10 protein-coding genes are annotated in these 14,142 nt (G+C 61.8%); 9 read left to right on the top strand and 1 reads right to left on the bottom strand.

The genetic code is table 11. The annotated features are described in order from the left end of the window. Positions 1-56 precede the first annotated feature (56 nt). The 7 genes from AC0L7I_RS00710 (at position 57) to AC0L7I_RS00680 (ending at position 8,019) form a co-directional block, all read left to right on the top strand. Positions 57-1,841 (top strand): acyl-CoA dehydrogenase C-terminal domain-containing protein, encoded by a 1,785-nt coding sequence (locus AC0L7I_RS00710; RefSeq protein WP_473397613.1) that lies wholly within the window; start codon positions 57-59, stop codon positions 1,839-1,841. A gap of 139 nt (positions 1,842-1,980) precedes the next feature. Further along, on the top strand, positions 1,981-3,147 hold the full coding sequence (locus AC0L7I_RS00705; RefSeq protein WP_473397612.1) for an acyl-CoA dehydrogenase family protein: 1,167 nt from the start codon (positions 1,981-1,983) through the stop codon (positions 3,145-3,147). Between the two features lie 6 nt (positions 3,148-3,153). Further along, a complete protein-coding gene (locus tag AC0L7I_RS00700) occupies positions 3,154-3,582 on the top strand; it encodes a PaaI family thioesterase (protein ID WP_473397611.1) in 429 nt (142 codons plus the stop codon). 27 nt (positions 3,583-3,609) lie between these two features. Next, the gene (locus tag AC0L7I_RS00695; RefSeq protein WP_473397610.1) at positions 3,610-4,815 is read left to right on the top strand and encodes an acetyl-CoA C-acetyltransferase; all 1,206 of its coding nucleotides are present in this window, start codon (positions 3,610-3,612) and stop codon (positions 4,813-4,815) included. Further along, a complete protein-coding gene (locus AC0L7I_RS00690) occupies positions 4,815-5,039 on the top strand; it encodes a hypothetical protein (RefSeq protein WP_473397609.1) in 225 nt (74 codons plus the stop codon). The genes AC0L7I_RS00695 and AC0L7I_RS00690 overlap by 1 nt, the downstream gene beginning before the upstream one ends. Beyond that, positions 5,036-7,270, top strand: a complete 2,235-nt coding sequence (locus AC0L7I_RS00685; protein ID WP_473397608.1) for a 3-hydroxyacyl-CoA dehydrogenase NAD-binding domain-containing protein — start codon at positions 5,036-5,038, stop codon at positions 7,268-7,270. The genes AC0L7I_RS00690 and AC0L7I_RS00685 overlap by 4 nt, the downstream gene beginning before the upstream one ends. A gap of 191 nt (positions 7,271-7,461) precedes the next feature. Continuing rightward, on the top strand, positions 7,462-8,019 hold the full coding sequence (locus tag AC0L7I_RS00680) for an SHOCT domain-containing protein (protein WP_473397607.1): 558 nt from the start codon (positions 7,462-7,464) through the stop codon (positions 8,017-8,019). A 75-nt stretch (positions 8,020-8,094) separates the two neighbouring features. Here AC0L7I_RS00680 and AC0L7I_RS00675 read toward each other — a convergent pair whose 3' ends face one another. Continuing rightward, complete coding sequence (locus AC0L7I_RS00675; protein ID WP_473397606.1) at positions 8,095-10,686, bottom strand: Rne/Rng family ribonuclease; 2,592 nt, start codon at positions 10,684-10,686, stop codon at positions 8,095-8,097. A 473-nt stretch (positions 10,687-11,159) separates the two neighbouring features. Here AC0L7I_RS00675 and AC0L7I_RS00670 point away from each other — a divergent pair, with 473 nt between their 5' ends. Beyond that, on the top strand, positions 11,160-12,317 hold the full coding sequence (locus AC0L7I_RS00670) for an N-acetylmuramoyl-L-alanine amidase family protein (RefSeq protein WP_473397605.1): 1,158 nt from the start codon (positions 11,160-11,162) through the stop codon (positions 12,315-12,317). A gap of 63 nt (positions 12,318-12,380) precedes the next feature. Beyond that, a complete protein-coding gene (locus AC0L7I_RS00665; RefSeq protein ID WP_473397604.1) occupies positions 12,381-14,141 on the top strand; it encodes a tetratricopeptide repeat protein in 1,761 nt (586 codons plus the stop codon). Position 14,142 lies beyond the last annotated feature (1 nt).

The raw sequence follows: 14,142 nt of genomic DNA, 5'->3' as shown, positions 1-14,142 counted from the left end.
TAGAACTTGCGTCTAGAACGGCGTCAGTTGCTATTTTTTTACAAGGATTCCGCCCCATGCCCCGTTACGACGCCCCGGTCCGCGACATGCAATTCATCCTGCATGAAGTGCTTCAATTGCAGAACTATTCAAACCTGCCAGGCTTCGAGGAAGCGACCCCCGACCTGATCGACGCAATCCTGGAAGAAGGCGGCAAGTTCGCCAAGGAGGTCCTGTTCCCGCTGAACCATGTCGGCGACGTGCAGGGCTGCAAGCGCAATGATGACGCCAGCGTCAAGACGCCCGACGGGTTTCCGGCTGCCTACAAGGCGCTGGTCGAGAATGGCTGGCCGCTCCTGTCGAAAGACCCTGAGATGGGCGGGCAGGGCCTGCCGCACGTCGTGAACCTTGCCTGGGGCGAGATGATTTCGTCCTCGAACATGGCCTTCGGCATGTATCCCGGCCTGACATCGGGCGCCTATGAAGCCCTGATGGCTGGCGGTTCCGATGCGCAGCGCAAGATGTACGGCCCGAAAATGGCCAGCGCCGAATGGGCCGGCACCATGAACCTGACCGAGCCGCAATGCGGAACGGATCTCGGCCTGATCAAGACCAAGGCGGTCCCCCAGGCCGATGGCAGCTACAAGATCACCGGCCAGAAGATCTGGATCTCGGGCGGCGAACAGGACCTCACCGAAAACATCATTCACCTTGTGCTTGCCCGGATCGAGGGCGGTCCGGAAGGCATCAAGGGCATCTCACTCTTCGTCGTGCCGAAATATATCGTCAAGGAAGACGGCTCGCTGGGCGAGCGCAATGCCTGTTCCTGCGGCGGCCTCGAAGAGAAGATGGGCATCCATGGCAACGCGACCTGCGTCATGAACTATGACGGTGCGACCGGCTGGCTTGTCGGAGAAGAGCACAGGGGCATGCGCACCATGTTCGTGATGATGAACGAGGCGCGCCTCGGCGTTGGCCTGCAGGGCCTGGCCCAGGCAGAGGCGGCCTACCAGAATGCTGTCGACTACGCCAAGGACCGCGTCCAGGGCCGTTCGCTCAACGGGGCCAAGGCGCCGGAAAAGGTTGCTGACCCGATTATCGTGCATCCGGACGTACGGCGCATGCTGCTCGACCAGAAAGCCTTCATCGAAGGCGCCCGCGCCTTTGCCTACTGGACTGCGTTCCAGGGCGACCTGCAGCACAAGTCAAACGACGAGAAAGTGCGCGAGCGGGCCGGCGACTACATGGCGCTGCTTACCCCGGTGGTGAAAGCCTATCTCACCCACAAGGGTTGCGAGAGCGCCAATCTCGGCCTCCAGGTTCATGGCGGATCGGGCTTCACGCGCGAATGGGGCCTCGAGCAATATGTCCGCGATAGCCGTATCACGATGATCTATGAAGGCACCAATGGCATCCAGGCGCTCGACCTGGTCGGCCGCAAGCTTGCCAGCAATGGCGGCCGGGCCGTGTTCAGCTTCTTTGCCGAACTGGACGATTTCCTCGGCACAGCCGGTGACGACGCTGACCTGAAGCCCTTTGTCGAAGGCCTGACCACGGTCAAGGGCCAGCTCCAGGAAGGCACGACCTGGCTGATGCAGAACGGCATGTCGGACTTCAACAATGCCGGCGCCTCAAGCCACGACTACCTTCACCTGTTCGGCCTGACAGCGCTCTGCTTCATGTGGGCACGCATGGCCAAGGTCGCGATCGAGAAGAAAGGCGCGGGCGATCCGTTCTATGGCGAAAAGCTGTTGACCGGCCAGTATTTCCTCGACCGCATGCTGCCCGACGCGGCGGCCCATCTCGCAAAGGTGAAAACCGGCGCGAAATCCATGATGGCCCTGCCGGCCGACGCATTCTGAGTCCATGGCGAAAAGGCCGCAGGCCCTGTGCCTGCGGCCTGACGTTGCGTGACGGCTGTGCAAACGGGCCTGCGTAACTTACATGTTGACGTGAACGTAAGCGGAAATTTCCGCTAGGTAAGACAGGAGAGACCCGCCCATGCTCGAGAGCCCACTGAACGTGCCGAAATCCGGTTGGCGCAATGACGAGGAGATGGATATTTTCTCCGACGCCGTGGGCCAGTTCTTCGAAAAGGAGTGTGCGCCGCATGTTCCGGCATGGCGCAAGGCGGGCGTCGTTCCTCGCGAGATCTGGACCAAGGCAGGCGAAATGGGCCTGCTCTGCGCGTCGATCCCCGAGGAATATGGCGGGGCAGGGGGCGACTTCCGCCACGAGGCCATCATCATCGAGCAGCAGCAGTGGAAGGGCGTCGACGGGTTCGGCATCACGCTGCACAACGCCATCATCGCGCCCTACATTGCCAGCTTCGGTACCGAGGAGCAGAAGCGCCGCTGGCTGCCGCGTATGGCGTCGGGCGAACTTGTCACCGCCATCGCGATGACCGAGCCGGGCACGGGCTCTGACCTCCAGAATATCAAGACGGTCGCAAAGAAGGATGGCAACGGCTACGTCATCAACGGATCGAAAACCTTCATTTCGAACGGCCAGACCGCCAACCTGATCCTGGTCTGCGCCAAGACCGACCCGACCAAGGGCGCCAAGGGTATTTCCATCATGTGTGTCGAGACCGAAGAGGTCGAAGGTTTCACACGTGGGCGCAACCTGGAAAAGGTTGGCCAGCATGCCGCCGACACGTCAGAGCTCTTCTTCAATGACGTGAAAGTGCCGGCTTCGGCCCTGCTTGGCGGGGAAGAGGGCAAGGGCTTCATCCAGCTGATGCAGAAACTGCCGCAGGAGCGCCATGTCATCGGCCTCCAGGGTGTCGGCATGATCGAGCGTGCGATCCATGAGACAGTCGAATATGTCAAAGGCCGCAAGGCGTTTGGCGGCACGATCTTCGATTTCCAGAACACCCAGTTCAAGCTTGCCGAAGCCAAGACCGAAGCGACTGTCGCAAAAGTGTTTGCAGATCATTGTACGGAATTGCTGCTGAAGGGCGAACTTGATGCGGCCACGGCGTCCATGTCGAAATACTGGATCTCCGACCTCCAGTGCAAGATCATCGACGAGTGCCTGCAGCTGCATGGCGGATTCGGCTATATGGACGAATACCCCATCGCCCAGATGTATGCCGACGCCCGCGTCCAGCGCATCTATGGCGGGGCCAACGAAGTCATGAAAATGCTGATCGCGAGGACGCTGTAGAAACCGATGCCTGACAAGGCCCGCATCACGGACATCTTTCCCAGCCCGAGCCCGTCCTCGACGTCGCTGGGCTTCGAGCTCCTGTCGCTCGACCTGAAGAAGTGGGAGACGCGGGTGCGCTTCGATGGCCGCCCGGAATTCTGCAATCCCGCAGGCGTCATCCAGGGCGGCTATCTCGTCGCCATGATGGATGATACGATTGGCATGCTCGCCGGGATGAAGGCGGGCAAGACGAAGCTGCCCTCGACGGTGGACCTGCACACGCATTTCCTGCGCCCTGTCCGCAAGGGCGCCATCGAAGTGGTTGCCCGCCTGCGCAATATCGGCCGCGCGATGGTTTTCGCCGAGGCCGAACTCTACGATTTCCGCGGCAAGGAAGCTGCCCGTTCCACCGCGAGCCTTACCCTCAACCCGGTGAATTCACCGGCGACATGATTGAACAGTTTTAAAGGAGCCTTTCCCATGAATGAAGCCTATGTCTATGACGCCGTCCGTACCCCGCGCGGCAAAGGGAAGTCGTCCGGCTCCCTGCACGAAATCACGGCGCTGAGCCTTGGCACGCAAGTGTTGCAGGCGATCCGTGACCGGAACAACATCGATACGGCCTGCGTCGACGATGTTGTCTTCGGCTGCGTTTCGCCAGTGGGTGAGCAGGGCGGTGATATTGCCCGCATTGCGGTGCTGAATGCCGATTATGCCGAAACCACGGCTGGCGTGCAGGTCGACCGTTTCTGCGCCTCGGGCCTCGAAGCCTGCAACATGGCCGCCTCGAAAGTCATGACCGGCGAAGCCGACATGGCCATTGGCGGCGGCGTCGAATCCATGAGCCGCGTGCCCATGGGCGCGGCAGGCGGTGCCTGGTCGACCGATCCGCAGATCGCCATCAAGTCCTACTTCTCGCCGCAGGGCGTTGGTGCTGACACGATTGCCACCAAGTGGGGCTTCTCGCGCGACGACGTTGACGCCTTCGCTGTCGAAAGCCAGAAGCGCGCCGCTCAGGCCTGGAAAGAAGGCCGCTTTGCCAAGTCCATCGTACCTGTCAAAGACCAGATGGGCGGTGTCCGACTTGACCATGACGAGCACATGCGTCCGCAGGCCGACATGCAGTCGCTCGCGGCGCTGCAGCCATCCTTCCTCGGCATGGGCGCAATGGGTTTCGATGACGTCATCAAGCAGCGCTACCCGGAACTCGAAAAGATCAACCACGTCCACCACGCCGGCAACTCGTCGGGCATCGTGGATGGCGCATCTGCCGTCCTGTTCGGCTCGAAGGAAATGGGCGAGCGTTTCGGTCTCAAGCCGCGTGCCCGCATCCGCGCCATGGCCTCCATCGGATCCGAGCCCGGCATCATGCTGACCGGCCCGACCGATGTGTCGCGCAAGGTGCTGAAAAAGGCCGGCATGAACCCGGAAGACATCGATCTGTACGAACTCAATGAAGCCTTCGCGTCTGTCGTCCTCCTGATGATGCACAACCTGAACATCCCGCACGACAAGATGAACGTGAACGGCGGCGCCATCGCCATGGGCCACCCGCTGGGCGCCACGGGCGGCATGCTGATGGGCACGATGGTCGACGAGCTTGAGCGGACCGGCAAGGAAACCGCGCTGATCACGCTTTGCGTCGGGGCCGGCATGGGCACCGCGACGATCATCGAACGCGTCTGATGGACAAGCGCGCCATCGCAATGGGCCTGCCAATAGGCGTGGGAGCGGGGGTCGCCATTGGGGTGGGTCTCTTCGCTGCCACGGACAATGCGGCATTCATTGCGGTGGGGATTGGGATTGGTATTTCGCTCGCCATGTCGATGGCCATCGCGTTCGCGAGCGAAGATGCAGACAGCAAGAAAAATGACGGGAACAGACGTTCTCGAAAGGAATCAAACACATGAAACTCGACACATTTTCATTCGACATCGACTCAGATGGCATCGCCCATGCCGTGTTCGACGTGCCCGGCCGCAGCATGAACACGCTGACCGGCAAGGCCGTCGCCGACATCATCGCGATCACCAAGGAAGTTGCGACAAACGACAAGATCAAAGGCCTCGTGCTTTCGTCCGGCAAGGCGAGCGGATTTTGCGCCGGGGCAGACCTCGGTGAAATGGGCAGCCGCGCAGGCGGTGCCGGTGACAAGGCGAAGAAGACCGAAGCCGAACTCAAGAAGGAGCAGTTCGATGCAGGCTTCTCGCTGAACAAGACGCTCCGCCAGCTCGAAACCTGCGGCAAGCCGGTCGCTGTCGCGCTCAACGGCCTCGCCCTCGGCGGCGGCCTCGAAGTGGCGCTGGCCGGTCACTACCGCGTTGCCGCGAACGATAACCCCAAGCTGCAGTTCGGCCTGCCGGAAGCCAAGATCGGCCTCCTGCCGGGCGCTGGCGGCACGCAGCGCCTGCCGCGCCTGATTGGCGTCCAGGCAGCCCTGCCGCTGATCCTGCAAGGTGAAAGCTTCAATGCCGAGAAAGCCCTCGCCATGGGCGTCGTCAACGAACTGGCGCCGTCTGCGGAAACCGAGGCGAAGGCCACCGCATGGGTCAAGGCCAACCCGACGGCAAAGGCGCCGTGGGACGTCAAAGGCTTCAAGGTGCCGGGTGGCGTGCCGCACCGCAGTCCCGGTGCAGGTCAGGTCGCAACCATGGCCAACGCCATGCTGCACGCCAAGACCTATGGCAATTACCCGGCCCAGCTGAATATCCTCTCCTGCATCTATGAAGGCATCATGGTGCCGATCGATGCCGGACTGCGCATCGAGACGCGCTACTTCATCAACACGCAGCAGCGCCCGGAAGCCAAGGCGATGATCCGCTCGCTGTTCCTGTCGACGCAGGCCCTGTCCAAGGGCGCCAACCGTCCGGCGGGCTTCCCGAAATACGAGCTCAACAAGGTCGCTGTCATCGGCGCCGGCCTGATGGGCGCAGGCATTGCCTATGAACAGGCACGCGCCGGTATCGAGACCATCCTCGTCGATGTCTCGGTCGAGAATGCCGAGAAGGGCAAGGACTATTCCCGCAAGCTCGTCGAAAAGAACGTGTCGCGCGGCAAGATGACCAAGGAGAAGGGCGACGCGCTCCTCGCCCTGATCAAGCCGACTGCCAACTATGATGACTTCAAAGGCGCTGACCTCGTCGTCGAAGCCGTGTTCGAGAATCCGGAACTCAAGGCCAAGATCACCAAGATGGCCGAGGCCCAGCTCTCCGATACGGCGGTCATGGGCTCCAATACCTCGACCCTGCCGATCACCGGCCTGGCCGAAGCCTCGGTCCGCCCGGCCAACTTCATCGGCATCCACTTCTTCTCGCCGGTCGAGCGGATGGGACTTGTCGAGATCATTTCCGGCAAGGAGACCAGCGAGGAAACCCTCGCCAAGTCGATCGACTATGTCCTCAAGATCCGCAAGACGCCGATCGTCGTCAATGACAGCCGCGGTTTCTATACGTCGCGCTGCTTCGGTACCTATACGCAGGAAGGTCTCGAAATGCTCGGCGAAGGCATCAAGCCGGCGATCATCGAGAATGTCGGGCGCCAGTCCGGCATGCCGATGGGCCCGCTCGAAGTGTCCGATTCCGTTGGTCTCGACACCGCGCTCAAGGTCGGCCGCCAGATGGCGCAGGCCTCCGGCATCGAGTATGGCAACGACCCGCGCGGCCAGATGATGGCATGGCTGGTCGAGGATCAGGGCCGCGTCGGCCGCAAGGCAGGCAAGGGCTTCTACGACTACAACGAGAAGGGCAAGCCGGAACGCCTGTGGCCTGAACTGAACACACAGATCGAGGTCAAGGTCGACGAGTGCCCGCCAGCCCTGAAGAAGGAGCTGATCAATCGTTTCCTCGTGCGCCAGGCCATCGAAGTGGCCCGTTGTTTCGAGGAAGGCGTGATCACCGATGCCCGTGACGCCGATATCGGTTCGATCCTCGCCTGGGGCTTTGCGCCTTACACCGGCGGCTGCGCCAGCTATGTCGACCTGATCTGGGGCATCAAGCCATTCGTCGAAGAAGCCGACCGACTTGCCGACAAATATGGCGACCGTTTCCGCCCCGGCAAGCTGCTGCGCGACATGGCAGCCAAGGGTGAAGGCTTCTACGACCGCTTCCCACCCGCCGACGCGAAGGCGAAAGCGGCGGCCTGATTCAGGCTTTTCCCTGACTGGGGGAACCTTGTTCCCCCAGTCAGGGAAAGTGTGATCGGATGAACACGAAATCGCGACTGGCGCCCCATGCGCCGGTCGCGATTTCATTTTAGAGTTGACCCGACTCGAACCTGTCTAAACTGTAATACTAACAGCCAATTATGGTTGGAGGTCTAAATCGGGGAATGCTTATGAAAGCGATATTTGCGATGGGTGCTGCAATTACACTTGCAGCTTGTGCGACAGTCACGAAAGGGACCGAAGATACGGTCAGATTTGAATCGACACCTGCAGGTGCTGACGTCGCGTTCAAGGAAACAACCGGAAAGTTGAATGTCGCCGGGTGCGTAACGCCTTGTGAGAAGGAACTGAACCGGAAATACGCCTATTTCATCGAGATATCGAAAACAGGATATGAAACCTTTACTCAACTGCTTGAGCCCAAGCTTTCGGGTGATGGCGCTGCGGGTATGGCGGGGAACATCCTGATCGGTGGAATCATCGGTGCGGCTGTTGATGCATCGACCGGTGCAATGAACGATCTGCGTCCCAACCCGATGGTCGCCGTGTTGGTTGAAACTGAGACGGCGGTTGTCGCAGAAGACGCCAGCGATGCCGAAATCGTTGCTGAAGACGCACCATCGGAAATCGTTGCCGCAGCCGAAGCCGTCGTCGATGTCGTGGAAGGCGCAGGTGAGTCAGCAGTCGAGGCCGTCGAAGACGCTGCTGCGGTAGGCGCCGCCTCCTGATTCTCTCAGAACCGGAATAGAAAAGGCCGGAGCATCGCTGCTCCGGCCTTTTTGTATTGTCGGACCGTGTTCGGCCTATTCGCCGCGGGCGCGGGCCCACCAGCCTTTGCGCTTCGGTGCGGCATCGTCGGTCTTGGTCGGTTCCGGCTTCGGCTCGGGTGCCGGCTTCGGCGCGGTGGCGGCCATGGCCGGTTCCTTGGCCGGTTCGGCTTTCGCCGGTTCCTGCTGAGGGGCCGCTTCCGCAACCGGTTCCGCCTTGGTCTCCACCGGTGCTTCGGCCTCCGCCTTCGGTTTCGGCTTGGCGCGCGAGCGGCGAGCGCGTTTCGGTTTTTCCGGCGCAGTCTCGGCGTCGGCTTCAACCGCTTCCGGTTCCGCCTTTTCCACCGGTTCGGCGGCAGTCACTTCAGGCGCTGGTTCAGCCTTCGCCTCGCTTGGCGCTTCAGCGTCCAGCATTTCCGGCGCACTGGCCGACAAGCCGTCAAGATAGGCCCCGCCATCCATTGGCGCGTCGCCGTCCGCGCCTTCGGCGCGTTCCTCGCCTGCAGGCCGACGCCGGCGGCGTCCCCCCCGGCGGCCGCGCCGGCGGCGCTTGCGCGTGCCGTCCTCGGACTCGTCGGACTGCGTTTCGGACGTGCCCCTGGACTCGCCTTCGTCGTCCTCTTCGTCGCTGTCCTCGGCTGAACCTTCAGCAGGGGCCGCATCGCCATCGATCACTTCGAGACCGGTGTCCCGGCCATCGCGATTGCGTCCGCGGCCACCCCGGCGGCGGCGGCGCTTGCGCGGCTTGGCCTGGGTATCATCGGCCTTGTCTTCAGCCTCGTCGTCCGTTTCGGCGACGATCTCGTCGTCGTCCTCGATATCCTCGTCATCGTCATCAGATGCGACAGGCTTGGCGGATTTCGAGAGAGACCGCGGCGGCGATTTCTTCTTCGGCTTGGAGTTCGGGTCGCGCTCGGCGTCGATCGTGAAGTCGCCTGGCAACAGGTCTTCCGATGAATGGATCGACACGGCAAAGCCGGCCATCCGTTCGGTCTCGACAAGGGCTTCGCGCTTGTTGTTGAGAATGTAGAGCGCAACGTCAGTTGGCGCTTTCACAGAGATGCTCTTCAGGCCGCCAGTCGAGGCGCGCGCCTCGATGGCCCGGATCAGCTGCAGCGCAGCCGAGGGGATCGAGCGGCGGCGGCCGGTACCATTGCACACTTCACATGGATCCGACGTTGCCTGCAGGACGCCCTGGCGGCGACGCTGGCGCGAGATTTCCATCAGGCCGAACTGCGAGATGCGGCCATTCTGGACGCGGGCCCGGTCAACCTTCAGGCAATCCTTCATCTTCTTTTCGACGGCGCGATTGTTCTTGTTCTCGTCCATGTCGATGAAGTCGATCACGACAAGGCCGGCAAGGTCACGCAGGCGCATCTGGCGGCAGGCTTCCTCAGCCGCTTCCAGATTGGTCCGCACGGCCGTCTGCTCGATATTGCGTTCCTTGGTCGACTTGCCCGAGTTCACATCGATCGCGACCAGCGCTTCGGTCTGGTTGATCACCAGGTATCCGCCGGATTTCAGCTGCACGGTCGGCGAATAAATCGAATCCAGCTGGCCCTCGATCGCTTCGGCCACGAACAGCGGATCATCTTCTTTCCACTGTTGCACCTTCTTGGCCTGGCTCGGCATGATCAGCTTGGCCAGGTCCTTTGCCTCCCGATAGGCGTCTTCGCCCTGCACCCAGACTTCCTCGATGTCCTTGTCGAACATGTCGCGCATGGCGCGGTGCACGAGGCCGCCTTCGGCATTGATCAGCATCGGCGCTTCGGATGTCAGCGTCTTCTCGACAATGGTTTCCCAGAGTTTCGAGAGATAGTCATAATCACGCCGGATTTCGGTCTTGGTACGCTTGGCGCCGGCTGTCCGCACGATCAGGCCCATGCCGTCCGGCACGTCCAGTTCGCCGACGATTGATTTCAGGCGCTTGCGGTCTGCGCCATTCACGATCTTGCGGGAAATGCCGCCGCCGCGTGGCGTATTCGGCATCAGCACGGAATAACGTCCGGCGAGCGACAGGAACGTGGTCAGGGCTGCGCCCTTGTTGCCACGTTCTTCCTTGACGACCTGCACCAGCAGGACCTGGCGCCGGCGAATGACTTCCTGGATCTTGTAGCGCTTGGAGATCGACGAACGGGGCGATTCCTTGCGGGCGGGGCGGCGACCGCGGGCAGGCTTGGCAGACGCTTTGGCCTCATCCTCCTCTTCGTCGTCGTCGCCTTCTTCACTCTCATCATCGTCAGAGGCGTCGTCGTCATCATGGTCGGATTCGGCTTCGGCATGGGCGTCATTGTCGCCCTCGTCGTCATCCTCGTCCTCGTCTTCGATGGCGGCGGCAGCTTCTTCAGCCGCTTCCTTCAGGAGGGCTTCCCGGTCTTCGGCCGGAAGCTGGTAATAATCGGGATGGATTTCGCTGAAGGCGAGAAAGCCGTGGCGATTGCCGCCATACTCGACAAATGCTGCCTGCAGCGACGGTTCGACCCGCGTTATCTTTGCGAGATAAATATTGCCGCGAAGCTGTTCGTTACCGGTTGTCTCGAAGTCGAAATCATCGACTTGGCCGCCGTTGACGATCGCCACACGGGTCTCTTCCGGGTGGGCGGCATCGATTAGCATGAGTTTGCTCATGGAACATGACCTTATGATCCGGCGCCGCCGCCATGGGCGCGAGGCGCCTCGAGCGAGCGGTCAAGCCGGTCTGTGTTGGTTGGGGGAGGGTGCGGCCATGCCTGTCCCATGCGCCGTGAGGCGATAATGGAGAACTGACGATGGCCACGGCACCCGTGCACATATTGCTTTGCTTTCCGGAGCGCGGCGCCCGCTTGCCTTTTCGGTGAAGCGCGATCGCTGACGCGTCGTTGGGAAACTTGTTTTGCAGCCCGCTATTATGGCTACTTTCGTGATACTGCCCAATTTCAGGGGGAATTGAAAGGATGAAATTCCGCAGGCAGCAGTTCAATGACACGAGTCCGGTCAATGCTGGGTTAATCTAAGGCCTGTTAGGGATAGGTCTGAATATTCCCGCGTCAGGCAGTATTTACGGTTAATCAGACCTTATGACCCTTTTTCGGCTCCTTTTTCTCGCATGCGCCTGTTTTTTTATGGGTTTTTCGGTGCGGGCGGATATCCGCGACGTCCGCGTCGTGGGCGACGGTGCGCCGACGAGAATCACCATCTGGAGCGATATTTCGCAGGACGCACGGGCATTTCTGGCCGAATCGGGCGGTCAGCGCAGCCTGATTCTGCCCCTTTCCGGTGAAGCCGGGGCCCGGGTCGGCAACGGCACTGGTGGGGTCGATGGCTGGGCCCTGTCGGCCGACCGGCTCAGTTTCTCGCTTGACCGGCCCTTGGTCGTCTCGCGCATCCTGTCCCTGCCGCCAACCGGAAGCGAACAGGCCTGGCGCATCATTATCGACCTTCAAACCGTCTCGGCGGCCAGGTTTGCCAGCATGGCCAGACGCGACATGCCGCGCCTCCAGCGGGCGGAATCGGACATCCGGAAGTCCGCCATGGCCATGGCGGCGGCAGAAATCGTTCCGTCCGATCCCCTGCGCCGGCGTGATCGCCGGGGCAGCGACAAATACGTCATCGTGGTTGACGCAGGACATGGCGGAAAGGATCCGGGCACCCATTCCGCCCGGGGCCTTCAGGAGCGTGACGTGACGCTGAAAGCGGCGCTGTACCTGAAGGAATTGCTGCAGAAGGACCCGCGCTACACGGTGCGGCTCACCCGCGACAATGACAGGTTCATCGAACTCGAAGACCGCGTGACGCTCGCCCGCAACTGGGGCGCAGACCTCTTCATCTCGCTGCATGCAGACGCCGCCGGCTCGCCGGATGTCGCGGGCGCCTCGGTCTACACGATCTCTGAACGGGGCGAACGAAGGATCGACCGCGAGGCCGACAAGAATAACTGGAAGATCCCGATCGAGACGGGCGGCTCCAAGGTCGTCGGCAGTATTCTCGAGGATCTGGTCAAACGTGAAACCAAATCCCATTCGGCGGCTTTCGCCGAAGACCTTCTGCCTGAACTTGCGGATGCCGGGCCTGTCCTGCGCGGCACGCACCGCAATGCCGGTTTCTATGTGCTGCTGGCACCAGACGTGCCCGCCGTCCTGCTCGAGATGGGGTTTCTCACCAATGCGCAGGATGCCAAACGCCTGCAGTCCGCGTCGGGACGGGCAAAGTCGATGGAGGCGGTCAAGCGCGGAATCGACAAGTTCTTCGACCGGCAGGAAGTCCTGATAGCATCTGACTGAATCGCGGGCAGGGACAAGCCCTTTACCCTTGCGGCAGGGCGCGGTTGCTGAAAGATTGCTTCAATGAACCTTTTCCGGCCCCTTTCTGCACTGTCCGCTCTGTTGCTGGCTGGGTCCTGCGTCAGTACGCCGTCTCAGGACGCGCTTCGCGACGCGCTCTTCGCGAATGGCCGCCCCGCCGAGGCCAGCGCCTATGGTGATTTCCTCGTTGCGCGTTTTGCCGCGATGACGAATGACCCCGAAACAGCCGCTGAATATTACGCTGCCGCGATTGATACGGCGCCGGAAAAGTCAGGCATCGCTGAACGGGCAGTTTTTTCCGCATTGCTCGCGGGCGACTATGAGGCTGGCGTCGAACTCGCTCGCCGCGCCAGTGGCGTCGGCAGCACCGCGACGCTGGTCCGCCTCACGCTGGGTGTGGACGCGCTTGAGCGGGGCAAGACAAGCGAAGCGGCCAAATATCTGGAAGAAACTGAATACGGCCCGTTCAATCGTGTGATTGCCCGGGGCCTGTCGGCCTGGCGTATTGCCGATGACAGCGGCGCTGATGCTGCCGAATTGTATCTTCGGAATGGCCTGACGGGTGACGCCAATCTCGACAGTTCCACGCTCTACATGATGGGCCTCCTCCAGATGGCCGACAAGCATGACGCCGCCGCGCTTGCCACGTTCGATACGCTCTGGGATTCCGGTGCCCGTCTGGCCGTCGGTGTTCACGCCCATGCGCAGCTCCTCGTTGCGGCGGGCAAGAAGGACCGTGCAGTCGATATCCTGCAGACTTTCCACGACGAGATCGGCCAGAACGCCGCGCTTGATCGCCTGCGCGCTGACATCCTGGCTGGAAAGCGTATTCGTCCAGACCGCCTGTCGACCCGCGAGGGCGCTGCGCTTGCCGTTTACGTGCCTGCCGCCGCGCTGATGATGCAGACCGATGACGACCTGTCGGGCGTCTATTTCGTGCTCGCCCTGGCGCTTGATCCCGATCTCCATGTCGCCCGCTCGCTGTGGGGCCAGTCGCTCGACAATGCCGGGCGCCGGCGGGAGGCCATCGCCATCCTCTCTCGTATCCCCGATTCCTCCGAATTCTATGCGACGGCGCGCGGCCAGATGGCCTGGGCGCTCCGCCGGGAAGACCGCAACCAGGAATCCCTCGCGATTGCGGCTGATGCGCTGGCTCATTCCCCTGATCGGGGCTTGAAGATCCAGCTTGCAGACCTCTACCGCTCGCTTGACCGGAACGCCGACGCCGAGCGCCTGCTGACCGAGATTATTGACGATGATGCGAAGGCAGGCCGGCAGGACTGGCGTATTGTCTATGCGCGCGGTGCCGCGCGCGAGCAGACGGGCCGCTGGCCGGACGCCGAAATCGATCTCAAGACCGCGCTGGCCCTGCAGCCTGCAAACGCCTCGATCCTCAACTATCTGGGTTATGCCTACATCGACCGGGGCCTCAATTACGAGGCGGCACTCGACATGATCCGGCGCGCGGTCGAACTGGAGCCCCAGTCCGGCTATATCGTCGACAGCCTCGGCTGGGCACACTACCGAATGGGGCGCTACGAACTGGCCACCCGTTTCCTTGAACGGGCCGTGGAACTGTCGCCCGGTGAGGCGTTGCTCAATGACCATCTTGGCGATGCCTATTGGCAGGTCGGCCGCAAGACAGAGGCCCGCTTCCAGTGGCTGCGCGTTCTTAAGCTCGACCCAAGTGGTGAGGCACAGGAGCGGATCGACGCTAAAATGCAGTCCGGCCCGGATATCGCCGTGCTGAAGCAAGCCGAATCCGATGACGCCCCGGCGCTCGCGGTTGCCCGGCAGCCCTGAC

It is taken from the genome of Hyphomonas sp. J20-32 (assembly GCF_055808555.1).
Note: the sequence above shows the minus strand (reverse complement) of the source record. Positions and strands in the feature narration are given on the sequence as shown.

Coding starts and splice junctions, on each gene's coding strand:
- AC0L7I_RS00710 (WP_473397613.1), top strand. CDS start 57: ATGCCCCGTTACGACGCCCCGGTCCGCGACATGCAATTCATCCTGCAT.
- AC0L7I_RS00705 (WP_473397612.1), top strand. CDS start 1,981: ATGCTCGAGAGCCCACTGAACGTGCCGAAATCCGGTTGGCGCAATGAC.
- AC0L7I_RS00700 (WP_473397611.1), top strand. CDS start 3,154: ATGCCTGACAAGGCCCGCATCACGGACATCTTTCCCAGCCCGAGCCCG.
- AC0L7I_RS00695 (WP_473397610.1), top strand. CDS start 3,610: ATGAATGAAGCCTATGTCTATGACGCCGTCCGTACCCCGCGCGGCAAA.
- AC0L7I_RS00690 (WP_473397609.1), top strand. CDS start 4,815: ATGGACAAGCGCGCCATCGCAATGGGCCTGCCAATAGGCGTGGGAGCG.
- AC0L7I_RS00685 (WP_473397608.1), top strand. CDS start 5,036: ATGAAACTCGACACATTTTCATTCGACATCGACTCAGATGGCATCGCC.
- AC0L7I_RS00680 (WP_473397607.1), top strand. CDS start 7,462: ATGAAAGCGATATTTGCGATGGGTGCTGCAATTACACTTGCAGCTTGT.
- AC0L7I_RS00675 (WP_473397606.1), bottom strand. CDS start 10,686: ATGAGCAAACTCATGCTAATCGATGCCGCCCACCCGGAAGAGACCCGT.
- AC0L7I_RS00670 (WP_473397605.1), top strand. CDS start 11,160: ATGGGTTTTTCGGTGCGGGCGGATATCCGCGACGTCCGCGTCGTGGGC.
- AC0L7I_RS00665 (WP_473397604.1), top strand. CDS start 12,381: ATGAACCTTTTCCGGCCCCTTTCTGCACTGTCCGCTCTGTTGCTGGCT.